17 protein-coding genes, 2 tRNA genes and 1 pseudogene are annotated in these 15355 nt (G+C 66.7%); 9 read left to right on the top strand and 11 right to left on the bottom strand.

What is annotated here, in order from left to right; all coding sequences use genetic code 11:
* Positions 1–126 precede the first annotated feature (126 nt).
* Positions 127–1425, top strand: a complete 1299-nt coding sequence (locus ATI53_RS11815; protein ID WP_111550471.1) for a flagellin N-terminal helical domain-containing protein — start codon at positions 127–129, stop codon at positions 1423–1425.
* Between the two features lie 140 nt (positions 1426–1565).
* Positions 1566–3131 (top strand): Ppx/GppA family phosphatase, encoded by a 1566-nt coding sequence (locus tag ATI53_RS11810; RefSeq protein ID WP_111550470.1) that lies wholly within the window; start codon positions 1566–1568, stop codon positions 3129–3131.
* Between the two features lie 22 nt (positions 3132–3153).
* Here ATI53_RS11810 and ATI53_RS11805 read toward each other — a convergent pair whose 3' ends face one another.
* On the bottom strand, positions 3154–3591 hold the full coding sequence (locus ATI53_RS11805; RefSeq protein ID WP_034451875.1) for a hypothetical protein: 438 nt from the start codon (positions 3589–3591) through the stop codon (positions 3154–3156).
* Between the two features lie 46 nt (positions 3592–3637).
* Positions 3638–4741: a THUMP domain-containing class I SAM-dependent RNA methyltransferase gene (locus tag ATI53_RS11800; RefSeq protein WP_111550469.1), complete on the bottom strand. Its 1104-nt coding sequence runs from the start codon at positions 4739–4741 to the stop codon at positions 3638–3640.
* A 98-nt stretch (positions 4742–4839) separates the two neighbouring features.
* Here ATI53_RS11800 and ATI53_RS22970 point away from each other — a divergent pair, with 98 nt between their 5' ends.
* The 5 genes from ATI53_RS22970 to ATI53_RS11780 all read left to right on the top strand — a co-directional run bounded on the left by ATI53_RS22970 (position 4840) and on the right by ATI53_RS11780 (position 7727).
* The gene (locus tag ATI53_RS22970) at positions 4840–4992 is read left to right on the top strand and encodes a hypothetical protein (protein ID WP_009503465.1); all 153 of its coding nucleotides are present in this window, start codon (positions 4840–4842) and stop codon (positions 4990–4992) included.
* A gap of 387 nt (positions 4993–5379) precedes the next feature.
* A complete protein-coding gene (locus ATI53_RS24205; RefSeq protein ID WP_263398774.1) occupies positions 5380–5505 on the top strand; it encodes a hypothetical protein in 126 nt (41 codons plus the stop codon).
* A gap of 462 nt (positions 5506–5967) precedes the next feature.
* On the top strand, positions 5968–6726 hold the full coding sequence (gene hisF, locus ATI53_RS11790; RefSeq protein WP_009503462.1) for an imidazole glycerol phosphate synthase subunit HisF: 759 nt from the start codon (positions 5968–5970) through the stop codon (positions 6724–6726).
* Positions 6726–7037, top strand: a complete 312-nt coding sequence (locus ATI53_RS11785) for a phosphoribosyl-ATP diphosphatase (RefSeq protein ID WP_009503461.1) — start codon at positions 6726–6728, stop codon at positions 7035–7037. The genes hisF and ATI53_RS11785 overlap by 1 nt, the downstream gene beginning before the upstream one ends.
* A gap of 69 nt (positions 7038–7106) precedes the next feature.
* Positions 7107–7727, top strand: coding sequence for a thiamine phosphate synthase (locus ATI53_RS11780; protein ID WP_009503460.1), 621 nt, complete (start codon positions 7107–7109; stop codon positions 7725–7727).
* Between the two features lie 56 nt (positions 7728–7783).
* Here the strand turns inward: ATI53_RS11780 and olsA are convergent, their stop codons facing one another.
* The 3 genes from olsA to ATI53_RS11765 all read right to left on the bottom strand — a co-directional run bounded on the left by olsA (position 7784) and on the right by ATI53_RS11765 (position 9713).
* Positions 7784–8623, bottom strand: a complete 840-nt coding sequence (gene olsA, locus ATI53_RS11775; RefSeq protein WP_009503459.1) for a lyso-ornithine lipid O-acyltransferase — start codon at positions 8621–8623, stop codon at positions 7784–7786.
* Positions 8620–9378 (bottom strand): L-ornithine N(alpha)-acyltransferase, encoded by a 759-nt coding sequence (gene olsB, locus ATI53_RS11770; RefSeq protein ID WP_034451872.1) that lies wholly within the window; start codon positions 9376–9378, stop codon positions 8620–8622. Before olsB ends, olsA begins: the two co-directional genes overlap by 4 nt.
* Positions 9379–9530: 152 nt before the next feature.
* Positions 9531–9713 (bottom strand): DUF3553 domain-containing protein, encoded by a 183-nt coding sequence (locus ATI53_RS11765; protein WP_009503457.1) that lies wholly within the window; start codon positions 9711–9713, stop codon positions 9531–9533.
* Positions 9714–9741: 28 nt separating this feature from the next.
* Here ATI53_RS11765 and ATI53_RS11760 point away from each other — a divergent pair, with 28 nt between their 5' ends.
* Positions 9742–10344, top strand: coding sequence for a histidine phosphotransferase family protein (locus ATI53_RS11760; protein ID WP_034451858.1), 603 nt, complete (start codon positions 9742–9744; stop codon positions 10342–10344).
* A gap of 59 nt (positions 10345–10403) precedes the next feature.
* Here the strand turns inward: ATI53_RS11760 and ATI53_RS11755 are convergent, their stop codons facing one another.
* The 6 genes from ATI53_RS11755 to ATI53_RS11730 all read right to left on the bottom strand — a co-directional run bounded on the left by ATI53_RS11755 (position 10404) and on the right by ATI53_RS11730 (position 14867).
* The gene (locus ATI53_RS11755) at positions 10404–11669 is read right to left on the bottom strand and encodes a glutamate-5-semialdehyde dehydrogenase (protein WP_111550468.1); all 1266 of its coding nucleotides are present in this window, start codon (positions 11667–11669) and stop codon (positions 10404–10406) included.
* 158 nt (positions 11670–11827) lie between these two features.
* Positions 11828–12934 carry a glutamate 5-kinase gene (gene proB / locus ATI53_RS11750; RefSeq protein ID WP_009503454.1) on the bottom strand — a complete coding sequence of 369 codons (1107 nt, stop codon included), beginning with the start codon at positions 12932–12934 and terminating at the stop codon, positions 11828–11830.
* Positions 12922–13953 carry a GTPase ObgE gene (gene obgE / locus ATI53_RS11745; protein WP_009503453.1) on the bottom strand — a complete coding sequence of 344 codons (1032 nt, stop codon included), beginning with the start codon at positions 13951–13953 and terminating at the stop codon, positions 12922–12924. Before obgE ends, proB begins: the two co-directional genes overlap by 13 nt.
* Before the next feature lie 234 nt (positions 13954–14187).
* Positions 14188–14264, bottom strand: a tRNA-Asp gene (locus tag ATI53_RS11740).
* A 33-nt stretch (positions 14265–14297) separates the two neighbouring features.
* Positions 14298–14374, bottom strand: a tRNA-Asp gene (locus ATI53_RS11735).
* A 223-nt stretch (positions 14375–14597) separates the two neighbouring features.
* On the bottom strand, positions 14598–14867 hold the full coding sequence (locus ATI53_RS11730; protein WP_111550467.1) for a DNA primase: 270 nt from the start codon (positions 14865–14867) through the stop codon (positions 14598–14600).
* Between the two features lie 287 nt (positions 14868–15154).
* Here ATI53_RS11730 and ATI53_RS23905 point away from each other — a divergent pair.
* Positions 15155–15355 (top strand): annotated as a pseudogene (locus ATI53_RS23905) (hypothetical protein); the annotation flags it as partial.

The following is a 15355-nucleotide window of genomic DNA, read 5'->3' as shown; positions in this document are numbered from 1 at the left end:
TGGCACGGGCGAACGAGATGTTCTGAGATTCACCCGTTTCCGGCCGAATGGTCGGGCAAGACGCCTCGGAAAAATGGGGCACCTCCCTCGCGTGAATATGCGATCCCCCATATAGGCACCCACCAGATGTCCAGCATCCTTACCAATGACGGCGCGTCCATCGCGCTGCAAACGCTCAAGCATATCAATTCCGGGATGGCCACGGTCCAGTCCGAAATCTCGACCGGCCGCAAGGTCTCGGGATCACAGGACAATGCCGCCGTCTGGGCGATCGCCAAGACGATGGAGGCCGATGTCGTCGGCTATAAACAGGTCTCGGCCAGCCTAGCGCTTGGGTCGTCAACCGTGGCCGTGGCGCGCTCGGCCGCCGAAACGGTCACCGACCTGCTGACCGAAATCAAGGGCGGGGTCGTCTCCGCACAGGAAGAAAACGTCGACCGAGTCAAGATTCAGGCCAACATCTCGGCGTTGCGCGACCAGATCGGCGCCGTTGTCCGGACGGCGCAGTTCAACGGGCTGAACCTGCTGGGCAATACCGACACGACCGCCGGATCGGGCAGCGAGGCGGTGCTGGGCTTTCTGCAACGCGATTCCGCAGGGGTGCGCGGCGTCGACATCGCGGTGTCCCGGCAGGATCTGGGAACCGGCGCGCATGCCATTGCGGCCACGGGCGGCACCTATACGTCGGGCGTCGACAGCGCCACGCTGAACGCCACCCGGACCGGCACCATCGACGCCAGCGGCGTCACGGTGGCGGCGGGCATGGCGTTCACGCTGAACGTCTTTGGCACGGACGCGGACGATTCGACCTTTACCCAGGCCGACCTGCGCACCACGACCGCCGCTGCCGAAACCCGTGCCGAGATGGCCGCGCAGCCGGTGTCCTATGTGGCGCGCGACGGCGACACCGCCACCGATGTGTTGCGGGAACTGTCCAACCGCTGGAGCAGCTACGCCGTCAAGAGCGGCTTCGACGAAGGGCTTCTGAGCATGTCGGTTTCGGGCACGGACCTGACCGTCAGTTCCACGTTGACCGATGGCTCCGATACGCTTGCGGTCTCGCTGAACGCGCTCGGGGCCGATGCCGGCAACACCATCGGCGGCGGGCTGGAAACGCTGGCCAGTCTGGACGTGTCGACCCGGGAGGGCGCCGAAGAGGCGTTGCTGAACATCGAGAACCTGCTGCAAACCTCGATCTCGGCCGCCTCGGATTTCGGCACCGAACAGAACCGGCTGGCGACGCAAAGCAACTTCAACGACACGCTGGTGGATGCGATGACCTCGGGGATCGGCACGTTGGTCGATGCCAATCTCGAAGAAAGCTCGGCGCGGCTTCAGGCGCTTCAGGTGCAACAGCAGCTTGCCATTCAGGCGCTGTCCATCGCCAACAGCGCCCCCTCTGCCCTGCTGGGTCTGTTCCGCTGATCGGTCCGCGCTGACAGGGTGAACCCGCCGGGGTTCCGGGGCCCCGCCCCCCTTCTGACGGTCATTTCCCCCCAAGCGCCCCTTTCGCGCGCCGCGCAATGCGTGCTAGGGAAAAACGTCAGTGAAAGCCGGAGAAGCACATGGACGGACACCCTGATTCCGGCCAGAGCGATACGACGATCGAATGGGGCCCGTTTGGCCGCCCGATTTTCGACGACCCTCAGGCGCGGCGACTGGCGCGCGTCGGTGTCGTGGACATCGGATCCAATTCGGTCCGTCTGGTTGTGTTTGACGGTGCCGCGCGCAGTCCGGCCTATTTCTACAATGAAAAGGTGATGTGCGGCCTGGGCGCCGGCATGGCAGAGACGGGCACGCTGAACGCTGCCGGCAAGGATCGTGCCCTGTCGGCCCTGCGCCGGTTTCAGGCGCTGGCGGCGGGCATGAACCTGCCGCCCCTGACAGCCGTAGCCACCGCCGCCATGCGCGAGGCCAGCGACGGCTCGGCCTTTCGCGCGAAAATCGAACAGGAAACCGGGCTGAAGATCTGGGTGATCGACGGCGAGGAAGAGGCGCGGCTGTCGGCGCAGGGCGTGCTGCTGGGCTGGCCCGGCGCCACTGGGGTCGTGTGCGACATTGGTGGATCGTCGATGGAACTGGCGGAACTGTCGGGCGGTCAGGTCGGGCGCCGCCACACCTCTCCGCTTGGGCCGCTGCGGTTCAAGGACATCGACGGCGGGCGCAAGGCCCGCGAAAAGCACATCCAGAAACACGTCGCCGCCCTGGCCGAAAAGATGCAGTGGACCGGCGGGCGGATCTTTCTGGTGGGCGGGTCGTGGCGCGCCATTGCCCGGCTGGACATGGAACGGCGCGACTATCCGTTGCATGTGCTGCACGAATACCGGATGAATAGCGACGCGGTGCTCGAGACGCTGAAATTCATCGAGAAATCCGACCTTGAGGCGCTGCGCGGCGCCTGCTCGATTTCATCCGCCCGGATGAGCCTTGTGCCTTACGCCGCCGAGGTTCTGGCCGAGCTTATCACCGCCTTCAAGCCGTCCGAGATCGCGATTTCGTCCTATGGTATCCGCGAGGGGCTGCTGTACGAACAGATGCCGCAAAAGCTGCGCGACCGCGACCCGCTGATCGAGGCGTGCCGCTTTTCCGAAGCCAAGGACGCCCGCCGTCCCGGCTTTGGCAAGACGCTTTACAACTTCGTGCTGCCGCTGTTTCAGGACGCGGACATCGCGACGCTGCGGTTGATCAAGGCGGCCTGCCTGCTGCACGATGTCAGCTGGCGCGCCCACCCCGATTATCGCGCACAGACCTGTTTCCACAACGTCACGCAGGCCGACCTTAGCGGTCTGGACCACCCCGAACGGGTGTTCCTGGGTCTGTCCCTGCTGCATCGCTACAAGAACAAGCGCGACGGCATGCCGTTCGAGGATCTGTTCTCGCTGATCGGCAAGAGCAGCCAGCGCGAGGCCGAGACGCTTGGCAAGGCGATGCGCTTTGGCGCGATGCTGTGGATGCCCGACGACAGCAAGGGCGAGGCGGCGTCGCTGGCCTGGGACAACGGCGTGCTGACGCTGCGCCTGACGCCGCAGAGCGAACCGCTTTTCGGCGAGGTGGCCGAGGCGCGGTTCAACGCGCTGGCGCGTATGCTTGATGCCGACGACGTTCAGATCACCTCTTCCGAGGCGGACTGACGACGCCCGCGCAGCGCAATTTCTACAGGTCGATCTTGTTGCCATCCAGCGGCGGCAAACCCTTGCGTTCGCGCGGTTCCAGCGGGGCCTCGTCAGGTTCCGCGTCGGGCGCTGTATCGAACGGTGGGTCCCCCGCGTTGCGGGGCTCCTTGCGGCGCAGGATGATGTCGCCATTGTCCAGCATTTCCGGGGCCTCGTAAACGGACCAGTCCTTGACCTCGTCCATCAGCTCCGCAAGCGCGGGCCCCATTTCCTGGGCAAAGCTGCGCAGCGCCGGTTCGGCGTCGCGTGCCATTCCTTCCAGTCCGCGCAACGCCGGGCCAAGTTCGTCCATGAACCCGTCCAGAAACATCTGCACGCCGCGCTTCATCTGCGCTCCGCCCCCGCCGTCGTCGTCCTGCGCAAGGGCGGGCGGGGCCAGCAGGCAGGCGGTCAGGGAAAGGGCGATCAGGCGGGTCATGCGCATAATATAGGGCAGATGCGCACCGGTATAAAGCCCGTCCGCGTCACAGCGGCCCTGTCTGGTACAGCCGCACCCGCAACGAACCATGCGCCACAGGTCGCCCCGCCGGCAGGAACGGCAGCCCCGTGGCCCGCGCCAGCCCCGCCTCGGTGGTGATGACACCCACCCGCCAACCGCGAAACCGCTCCATCAGCGCCGCGCCGACATCGCGGTGCAGCCCGTACAGCGGGCCGGGCTTGCCGATGCGCTCTCCATAGGGCGGGTTGATCATCACCAGCCCCGCCGGCCCGTCGGGCCGCTCGATCGCAGTGGCAGACCGGCACTCGAAGCGGGCAAGATGATCCACCCCCGCGCGCTCGGCATTGGCGGTGGCCATGCGCACCGCGCCCGCGTCGCGGTCCGATCCGTAAAAGCGCAGATCGCAGGGGTGCGGCGCGGCGTCGGCCTTCATCTGCGCCCAGGCTTGGGGATCGAATCCCGAGAGCCGTTCGAAATCGAATTTGCGCGCCCGGCCGGGGGCCAGCCCGCAGGCGATCTCGGCCGCCTCGATCACAAAGGTGCCCGACCCGCACATCGGGTCCAGCACCGGCTCGGTGCCGCGATAGCCGCATTCGCGCAGGAACAACGCCGCCAGCGTCTCACGCATCGGCGCCTTGCCGACCGCCTGTTTGAATCCGCGCCGGTGCAGCGGCCCCCCAGAGGTGTCGATGGAAAAGCTCACGAGATTTTCTTCGATACGCACCAGCAGGCGAACGCCATCGTCGGCAACCGGCGAACCCAGTTCTTCGGTGATCGCGCGTTCGATCCGGCCCCTGATCGCCCCTTCGTGGTAGATCCTGGACCGCAGACTGGTCGCCTCGACCCTTACTGGCTGATCGGCGCGCAGGACGTCGCCCCAGGCGAACCGCCGGGCACGCTTGTCCAGCTGCGCCAGATGCACCGCCGGGAATCCCCCGATGCGCGCCAGCACCCGCGCCGGCCCGCGCAGCACCAGGTTGGCGCGCCAGACATCACGCCAGGTGCCGTCAAAGGCAATGCCGCCCGCCATGGGGCGCAAGGGGCCAAACCCCATCCCCTTGGCCTCGCTCGCAAGCGCCGCCTCCAGCCCGGGCGCACAGGCCAGGAAAATCTCGAATCTATGGTCCATCCGGTGCAGATAGCGCCTTGACGCGGGTTTGCACAGACGCGGTGGGGTGCGCGCGCCCCGTCCCGATGTCAAATGCAGCACGAACGGGGACGCGGATCATGAAACGCATCGGCGCCCTGTCCTTTGGGCGCTGGCTGCCCGGCCACGGTTCGGCGATCAGAACCGCCACCGACGTGCTGACACACAGCATCGATCTGGCCGTCGCCGCCGAAGTGCCCGGGCCTCGATGCGCAGATCGCCCGAACAGCTGATCGCCGACTGGCAACAGTTCGGCCATCGGCCCGGACCTCGTGACACCGCCGCCACAGGAAATCCTTTCTCGACCCGCCGAGAAGCGACGGCCTGGCCGGGCCAAGCCGCGACCGTTGTTTTCCAACCGGCCGGGCTTGCTGGGGCTGGAACCGGCGTCCGAAGGGCTGCGGCGCCGCATCCGATGGGGTGCCAGATCCAACGCCACTGTCCGCCGGGCAGCACGGATGGGGACGCACCTGCAAAGCGCGGCGCTGACGCGCGGCGAAGGTCACATGACGAAACCGGAGCGCCGTTCCATGTCCAGCAGCCCGAACAGATCCGCGCCGGTCCACGGCCGCAGCCCGCAGGGGCCGGTCAGCCGGTCGATATTTGCCATGACCATGGACATGGATCGCCGCGACTTCGGGCGCGGCAAGGAAACCGCCCAGGCAGGGGCATCGAAGATCAACGCGCGATCTTCGCGGCGCGGCGATGCGGACGAACCGGACCGCCCCATCGACCAGACCAGCTGAAAATCGACAAAGCCACCCCCGAGCCGAATACCCTGCTGCCGGCCATGCCGCGATGCCCGGGGTGGATTGCAACGTGCATGCGCTCAAAGCGCTTCTGCGCGACATCGCCCCCGCCGTCGGCTGGTGCCAATCCGGTCGCTCACCGGCGAAGTCCCCTGGCGGGCACCCCATGATGCCGAACCGACCGACGCCCCTGCTTCATCTTGCCGGATAAACTCCGGGGGGAGCCGAAGGCGGGGGGCAGCGCCCCCCTCCGATGCCTGGCCCAATGCGCGCAGCTCTCCGCCCCGGCCCGTCGCCCCCGTTCATCGCCCGCGGCCTTCGACCTGCCCAACGGGCGGAGGGTGGGCGCAAAGGCAGCCCCGACAGGTGTGGCCGCGATCCGACACCCGAGCCCGGCAGAGGCCCCGGGGGCGGCATTGCCCCCTTCCCCCGGCGCGCCTTCCGCGCCATAAGGCGACCATGCTCAAGACCCGCATCATTCCCTGTCTCGACGTCGCAGATGGCCGCGTGGTCAAGGGCGTCAACTTTGTCGACCTACGCGATGCGGGCGATCCCGTCGACGCCGCCCGTGCCTATGACGCGGCTGGCGCGGACGAGATCACCTTCCTGGACATTCACGCCACGCATGAAAACCGCGGCACCATGTTCGATGTGGTCACCCGCACCGCCGAGCAGTGCTTTATCCCGCTGACGGTGGGCGGCGGTGTGCGTACGGTGGCCGATGTCCGCGCCCTCCTGCTCGCGGGCGCGGACAAGGTCAGCTTCAACTCCGCCGCCGTGGCCAACCCCGATGTGGTGGCCGAGGCGGCGGATCATTTCGGATCGCAATGCATCGTGGTGGCGATTGATGCCAAGACGGTCGCGCCGGGCAAGTGGGAAATCTTTACCCACGGCGGGCGGCGGCCCACCGGCATCGACGCGCTGGACTTTGCGCGCACGGTCGCGGCCAAGGGCGCCGGCGAAATCCTGCTGACCTCGATGGATCGCGACGGCACCAAGGCGGGGTTCAACCTGCCGCTGACCCGCGCGGTGGCGGATACCGTCACCATCCCCGTCATCGCATCGGGCGGCGTGGGCACGCTGGATCATCTGGTCGAAGGCGTTGCCCAAGGCCATGCCTCTGCGGTGCTGGCCGCGTCGATCTTTCACTTTGGCACCTTCACCATCGGCGAGGCCAAATCCCACATGGCCGCCGCCGGCATCCCCGTGAGGCTGTGATGACGCTGCAAGAGCTTGAAACCATCGTCGCCGCCCGCAGCGCCGCGTCTCCCGATGAAAGCTGGACCGCCAAGCTGCTGGCCAAAGGCCCCGAAAAATGCGCCGAAAAGTTCGGCGAAGAAGCGATCGAGGCCATCATCGAGGCCGTCAGGGGCGATCGGGCCAAGCTGGCGTCCGAAACCGCCGACGTGCTGTTTCATCTGCTGGTTATGCTGAAATCGCGCGACGTGGCGGTCAGCGACGTGATGGCCATTCTCGCCGACCGTCAGGGTCAGTCCGGGCTTCAGGAAAAGGCCGCGCGGGGCAGCTGACCCTGCTCCCCCTTGGCAGCCAGCGCCATATCGCGATATAGACGCCCGACCGTGCAAAGGAATTTCGTCATGGCCGACGCCGACCACCCCCAGCTTTACCTCATCACACCGCCCGAATTCGACCTGTCGGAGTTTCCCGCAGGGCTGCACAAGGTGCTGGACGCAGTCGATATCGCCTGCATCCGGCTGTCGCTGGCCACCCGCGACGAAGACCGCATCCTGCGGGCCGCCGACGCGGTGCGCGAGGTCGCCCATGCGCGCGACATCGCGCTGGTCATCGACACCCATATCGTGCTGGCCCAGCGGCTGGGGCTGGACGGCGTGCACCTCACGGACGGGTCGCGCAACGTGCGCGCCGCGCGCAAGGAACTGGGGCCCGATGCCATTGTCGGCGCGTCCTGCGGCGGGTCGCGCCACGACGGCATGAGCGCGGGTGAGGCGGGTGCCGATTACGTCAGCTTCGGCCCCATTGCGGGCGAGACGCTTGGCGATGGCACCCTTGCCGAATTTGACCTTTTCGAATGGTGGTCGCAGGTGATCGAGGTGCCCGTGGTGGCCGAAGGCGGACTGACCCCGGACCTGATCGCCCGGTTCGCGCCGGTCACCGATTTTTTCGGCATCGGCGAAGAAATCTGGTCCACGGACGATCCCGCCGCCGCCCTTGCCCGGCTTGCGGCCGCCATGGGCTAGGCGAGTACGGGCCAGATGGGACTGGGCCGGGCAGCCGCGCCGGTCAGTTGTGCCGGTCAGTTGTGCCGGTCGCCGTGAGGATGCGCGCTGCGCACCTGGCCTTCCAGGTGGCTTGCCAGCGATTTCCGGTTGGGAAAATCATCCGCCCGCACGGGCGGGTGATAGACCAGTCGCGCAGCGCCCTGACGCCGGGCGGCCAACATCCGCAGCAAGTGCGGCGCAAAGCCCATATCCCCCCACCAGCCGTAAAACCGCGGATCCGCGCCCCTGGGGGCGGTGTAGATCACCGTCACCGCCTGGACCTGAAATTCGTGCCGCAGCGCCCCGCTGTAGAAGGCCGCGAACAGCGTCGACTTGAACGGCAATACGCGCTGCCCGTCGGTCGAGGTCCCCTCTGGAAAGAACAGCAGCCGGTCACGGTGGGCCAGCCGCGTTTCGAACAGCGCGCGTTGTTCGAGCGCGGCGCGCGGATCGCGCGCGATGAACACCGCGCCCGCCAGCCGGGCAATCCGACCGATGACGGGCCAGTCCGCGACCTCGGCCTTTGACACAAAACACACGTTGCGCCGGGCGTTCAGCACGAAAATATCCAGCCAGGACGTATGGTTGGCCACATAGGCCCCGGCCCCGGCCATGCGCGTGCCGCGCACATCAAGCGACAGCCCCAGGATCATCAGCGCCCCCCGGCAGACCGCTTGCGTCAGATAGGGCGACACCGGGCGGCGCTGGCCAAAGACTGCAACTTCGACCAGCCGCACCGGCAGTTTCACCCCGATCCCGACCAGCAGCAACAGCGCCAGCGCCGCGCCGCGCAACACCGCCAGCACCCCGCCAAGCGGGCCGGGCGGTGCGGGCGCAGGGGGCGGCGCATCGCCGTTCCAGGTCGATCCGCTCACGCGCCGCCCCGCGTATACAGCCCCGCGGCCTTTGCGTTCAGCCGTTGTGTGTCCATCACAAGACACACGTCGGTGGTGTTGAAGGCGCGGTCGACAAAGGCGCCCTCGCCCACCACACCGCCCAGCCGCAGGTAGCCCTTGATCAGCGCGGGCACCTCGCGCATGGCGCGGCGGCGGTCGATGCGCTCCTCGGGCACCAGATCCATGCTTTGAAAAACCCGCGCCCGCACGCGCAGGTCATCAGGCGCAAGATGGCGGTGATGCAACAGCGACAGCGGTTCGGCAAGGCGCGCCACATCGGTTCCGTGAAAGGACGCGGTGCCGAAAAGCACCTCGATCCGGTGCTCGGCCACATAGGCGGCCAGCGCCTGCCACAGGTGCATGATCGCCGTACCGCCCCGATAATCCGGGTGCAGGCAGGACCGGCCCAATTCCAGCAGCCGCCGCCCCGAGGCGCGCAACGGTTCCAGATCGTATTCGTCTTCGGAATAGAACTGCCCCGCAGCCTGCGCCTGATCGCCGCGCAACAGCCGGTACACACCGACAACATCGCCGCCCCGGCTCTGGTCCCGCAGGATGAGATGGTCGAAATACGGGTCGAACCTGTCGCATTCCAGCCGCGCATCGTGATCGACCAACGCGCCCGAGCCACCCAGTTCTTTGACGAACACGTCGTAGCGCAAACGCTGGGCCGCGCGGATATCGCTGTCGCCCCTGGCCAGCCGCACCGTAAATTCCGTCTCGTCCAGCGCCATACAGCCGTCGCCCCCTTGCGCGGTGTCCGGGATCACGCCCCCCGTCCCCATCCCACGCGTGTTTAAAGCCAGTGGCGTCCAAGGAAAACCGGTTTCGCGCGCCGCCCCGTCAAAGCCGGCATTAACCATTCGTAAACCGGTACAAGTTTAGTTTAATCTTCGAATACCGGCAGAAGGGTGACCCAGCGACCGTCGATCACGACCTTTCCCTGTTCACGGAAGTTGACCGTGACCCGCCCGCCGATGTTGGATTGCACCTGACCGGTGCCCCACTCGGGCCGGTCGGGATGCATGACAAGCATACCGGGTTCCAGTATCGCGTTCAGGTCGTTCATCTTTTCGCCTTCTCTCAAGGAGTCTGTCATGGTTGATGATAGCGCGAGACTGGCCACCCTGGTAGGGTCGCGCCTGTGCCACGATCTCGTAAGCCCGGTAGGGGCAATTTCGAACGGCCTGGAATTGATCGCGCTGTCCGGTTCCCCCGGCCCCGAGGAAATGGACCTGATCGCCGAAAGCTGCGCCTCGGCGCGCGCGCGCATCAACTTCTTTCGCGTCGCCTTTGGCCTGGCCTCGCCCGAACATATGGTCGGGCACAACGAAGCCGCGAAGCTGATGGCGGACTACTGCCTTGGGGGCCGGCTGACCATGGACTGGCAGCCCGACCTCGGCGTGGCGCGCAAGGATGTGCAACTGGCCTATCTTGCCGCGATGTGCTGCGAAACGGCGCTGCCGCTGGGCGGGCGTGTGCAGATCCTCGAATCCGACGGGGTCTGGCGAATCACCGGCACGGGGCCGCGCGTGACGGTCGATCCGGATCTGTGGGGGCCGCTGAACCGGCTCCAGGCGGATGACGACATCGCCCCCAACCGGGTCCAGTTCGCCTGCCTCGCGCTGCTGGTGGCGTCCGCGGGGCGCACGCTCGCGGTTCACAGCGGTGACGCCGCGGTGTCGATCGAGATCCGATAAAAGCGGGCCGCCGGATGCTGCTCCGGCGGCCCCTGCCCGGCGCCCCTGCCCCGTGCGTATCAGCCCCGCGTCGCGCCGTCCGAGCGCACAAGGTACTTGAAAGACGTCAGCTGCTCGGCCCCGACCGGGCCCCGCGCGTGCAACTTTCCGGTGGCGATGCCAATCTCGGCGCCCATGCCGAATTCGCCCCCATCGGCGAATTGCGTCGACGAATTCACCATGACGATGGCGCTGTCCACGCGGGCGGTAAACCGGTCGATAACGGCCTCGTCCTCGGCCAGAATGCAATCGGTGTGGCTGGAGCCATAGCGCCGGATATGGGCGATGGCATCATCCGCGTCCTCGACCACCTTCGCCGCGAGGATGCTGTCGAGGTATTCGCAGCCCCAATCCGCCTCGGTCGCCGCAACAGTGCCCGGAATGGCCTGCAAGGTCTCGTCGGCGCGCACCTCGACACCGGCGTCGATCAGCGCCCGCACAACGCCCTGCCCGATGGTGTCCAGCGCATCGCGATGGATCAGCAGGCATTCGGCGGCGCCGCAAATGCCGGTGCGCCGGGTCTTGGCATTCATCACGACCGACAGCGCCTTGACCGGATCGGCGGAGGCATCGACGTAGATGTGCACGATGCCCTCGAGATGAGCAAAAACCGGCACCCGCGCCTCGCGCTGGACAAGGCTCACAAGGCCCTTGCCGCCGCGCGGCACGATCACATCGACATCGTCGGTCATCTGCAGCAACTCGGTCACGGCGGCGCGGTCACGGGTCGGCACAAGCTGGATGGCATCCTCGGGCAGACCGGCGGCGCGCAGTCCCTCGACCAGGCAATCGTGGATCGCACGCGAGGAATGAAAGCTTTCGGAGCCACCGCGCAGGATCACGGCATTGCCCGCCTTCAGGCACAGCGCGCCCGCATCGGCGGTCACGTTGGGGCGCGATTCGTAAATCACGCCGACGACACCAAGCGGTGTGCGCACACGCTTGATGTGCAGGCCATTCGGGCGATCCCATTCGGCGACCACCTCGCCCACCGGATCTGCCTGGGCGGCAATGGCGCGCAGGCTGTCCTCGATCGACGCGATGCGCGCCTCGGACAGGGTCAGCCGGTCCATCATGGCGTCAGACAGCCCCTTGTCGCGCCCAAACGCCAGATCCCGAGCATTGGCCTCGAGAATCTCGGCGCGATGCGCGCGCACGGCATCTGCGGCCGCCTCCAGCGCCTGCGTCTTGCGATCTGGCGGAGTGAAGGCGAGCTCGGCTGCGGCCGCTTTCGCACGTCGGCCGATTTCGGTCATGACGGCCGGGATGTCGGTCATGTCTTTCATCGCGTTTCACCCTTTGGGATCGGTTTCAGTGGGCCTTCCTATACCGCCTCGCGGCGCACGGCACTAGCGAAAGATGGGCGCGGCGCGCGTCATCATCTTGCCAGGCAAACTCCCGCCGGAGGCCGGCCGATCCTCGCGACCGGGCGCGGCGCGGGGGCTTACAACGCCATATCGTCCCGGTGAATCAGCACGGCCCGCCCCGAATAGCCAAGCGCCTCTTCGGTTTCCCACGAATGCAGGCCGGTGATACGCCGGGTTTCGTCGCCGGTATACCGGCTCAGGCCCTGCCCCAGCGTTATGCCGCGCGCGTCGCGGATCGCGACCGGATCGCCCCGCCCGAACGCACCCTCGGCATGCGTGACGCCGACGGGCAGCAGCGAGCGTCCCTCGCCCAGAGCCTTGGCCGCGCCGCCATCCACCGTCACCGCGCCGCAGGGTTTCATCGCCGCGATCCAGCGTTTGCGCGCCGCATGCGGGTCGAGGCGCGAGGTGAACCATGTCGCGTTGGCGCCCGCTTCTAGCGCGGCCAGCGGATGCAGCCCCGACCCTTCGGTGATCGCCATGGCGCAACCCGCCGCCGTGGCGGTCCTGGCGGCGAGCAGCTTGGTCTTCATGCCGCCCTTGGACAGGCCCGAGCCCGCGTCCCCGGCCATCGCCTCGATCTCGGGGGTGATCTCGTCGATCACGTCGTAGCGACGGGCGGCGGGGTCCTGCGCCGGGTTGGCGGTGTAGAACCCGTCGACATCCGACAGCAGGACAAGCTGGTCCGCCCCCACCGTCACCGCGACCTGCGCCGCAAGGCGGTCGTTGTCGCCATAGCGGATTTCATCCGTCGCGACAGTGTCGTTCTCGTTGACGATGGGCACCACGCCGAATCCCAGCAGCGTTTCCATGGTGGCCCGCTGGTTCAGATAGCGGCGGCGGTCGGCGCTGTCTTCAAGCGTGACCAGCACCTGCCCTGTCACCACGCCGTGCGGCGCGAGCGCATCTTCCCATTCGCGCGCAAGGCGGATCTGCCCGACAGACGCCGCCGCCTGGCTTTGTTCCAGCGGCAGCGCGGTGCGCGGCAGCCCAAGGATACCCCGCCCCAGCGCGATGGACCCGGACGACACAAGGATCACATCGGTGCCGCGCGCCCGGATGGCTGCGATGTCCTGGGCGATGGATCGCATCCACGCGCCGCGAAACGCGCCGGTTTCCTTGTCCACCAGCAATGCAGAGCCGATCTTGACAACCAGCCGCTGCGCCGCGCTCAGGGACGCCATGCGTCGTCAACCTCGGGCGTGGCAGGCGCGCGGGCGGCGTCCACATAGGGGCGCAGCGCGCGCAGCACATCGACGGTGCCTTCCTTGCTTGCGCCAGACATCAGCATGACCTTTTCGCCGGAATGCGCCTCAAGTTCGTCCTTGAGAAATGCGCGTTCCTCGGCATCCATCGTGTCGATCTTGTTCAGCACGACGATGCGTGGCTTGTCCGCAAGGCCAGCGCCGTATTCCTCGATCTCCGTCAGAATGGTGTCGTAATCCTCCAGCAGCGTACCCGAGCTGCCATCGACCAGATGCAGCAGCACGGCGCAGCGTTCCACATGGCCCAGGAACAGATCGCCGAGGCCCCGGCCCTCGTGCGCGCCTTCGATCAGGCCGGGGATGTCGGCCACGACGAATTCGCGGTTGTCCACGCCCACGACCCCCAGATTGGGGTAGAGCGTGGTGAACGGGTAATCGGCGATCTTGGGGCGCGCGTTCGACGTGGACGCGAGAAAAGTCGATTTGCCCGCATTCGGCAGCCCCAGCAGACCCACATCGGCAATCAGCTTGAGCCGAAGCCAGATCGTGCGTTCCACCCCCGGCTGGCCCGGATTGGCGCGGCGCGGCGCCTGATTGGTGGCGGTCTTGAAATGCAGGTTGCCCCAGCCGCCGTTGCCGCCCCGCGCCAGCAGCAGACGTTCGCCCAGCGTGTCCAGATCGGCGATGACCGTTTCCTGATCCTCGTCCAGAATCTCGGTCCCGACGGGCACGCGCAGCACGATGTCGTCGCCATCGCGGCCGGTCATCTGACGCCCCGCGCCCGCGCGACCGTTTTCGGCAAAGAAATGCTGCTGATATCGAAAGTCGATCAGCGTGTTCAGCCCGTCCACGGTTTCCACCCAGACATCCCCGCCGCCGCCGCCATCGCCGCCGTTGGGCCCACCGTATTCGATGAATTTCTCGCGGCGGAACGCGACGCAGCCGTTCCCCCCGCTACCGGAGCGGATATAGACTTTGCAAAGGTCGAGGAACTTCATGAGGCCGGTCCTGGGAAACTGCGTGCCCTGCGGGCGATGCGGTGGCATTTAACGAGTGTCGCGCGCGAGCTCAAGCAACGACGCGGTCTGATCGGGGCGTGGCGTGGCAAAAGCCGACGCAAGCGACGACCCCGCGGGTAATTCCGGAAAGACAAGGCGGGCGACGGTCCTTCATCCTTCCCCAGATACTCACGGCAGGGACTGCAAAGTCCATACCGGAATATCATGGGAAAGTGGCGCGGTTGACGGGGCTCGAACCCGCGACCCCCGGCGTGACAGGCCGGTACTCTAACCAACTGAGCTACAACCGCGCATATACGCAGGAAAACCAGATCGGGGCAGTGTGGCGCGGTTGACGGGGCTCGAACCCGCGACCCCCGGCGTGACAGGCCGGTACTCTAACCAACTGAGCTACAACCGCTCACTGCCGCCGAGGGCTGGCCCCCGAACGTGGAGGCCCTTCTAGGCGGCACTCCGGATGCCGTCAAGCGGTTTCGGCACGGCCTGTGACGCATTTTTCCCCGCCCGGCGCGACTGGGGGCCGGGCGGCCGACAGGGGGTGGGAAAACGCCCGCTGAACCTGCGTTCCCGGCGGTTGCCACGGCCTGCTGTCAAGGTCGGCGGCAGCCGCGCCGGCCCCCGTGTCAGCCACGTCCGGAAATCGGGCGGTCCGGCCTGCGCGCCGAAGCGTCCCCGCCCTTTTCAAACGCGGTGCCGAGCCGTTCCAGTTCCGCCGCCAGAAGAATCAGCTGCGTGACCCGTGCCGTTTCTGCGGTTCTGAAGATTTCATAGCCTGCCTGCTCGACCAGCGCGGCGGCTGCTCGCAACAGGCGCGGCGCGGCACCGTGGCCAGTCAACATACCCGCCTGCGCCACCAGTGATTCAAGGACGTCTCTTTGCTGGGCCGACACCATCAACCCCTTACACCAACACACCCGTCACCCACCGAAAACAGCGCATTGCCGCGTCGTCCGGTGCAAACCCCACCCGTGCCCTGCCACATCGGCGGGTCCGGCGAAGCAGTCCTCAGATCTATCATGACCTAGCTGTTTAGTCCCAGCGTGTGATGGTCTACTTATCTGTGACCATGGGAAGGACGCACCATGGGACAAATTCTTCACGGCAGCGCCACGCACTGTTACCCGGCAGGCGATTTGCAAGGCAAATCTGCCGAGAGGGCACGCACGCGATCCGAGCAGCGATACAGCGATCCATTGGCTGGCAGTCGTTTGCGCAGCACAACGATGAGAAGCGCAAGCTTCGAACGCGGCGCTGAGCCGGGAGTTGGGCATCAACGTCAAGACCGTCGCCAAGTGGCGCAAGCGTCAGACGGTTGAGGACGTGCGGATGGGTCCGAAGGAAGCGCATTCGACAGTTCTCAGCGTCGAGGAGGACGCCGTGA

The sequence above is a fragment of the Salipiger aestuarii genome (genome assembly GCF_003259905.1).
Classification (GTDB): Bacteria; Pseudomonadota; Alphaproteobacteria; order Rhodobacterales; family Rhodobacteraceae; genus Salipiger; species Salipiger aestuarii.
Note: the sequence above shows the minus strand (reverse complement) of the source record. Positions and strands in the feature narration are given on the sequence as shown.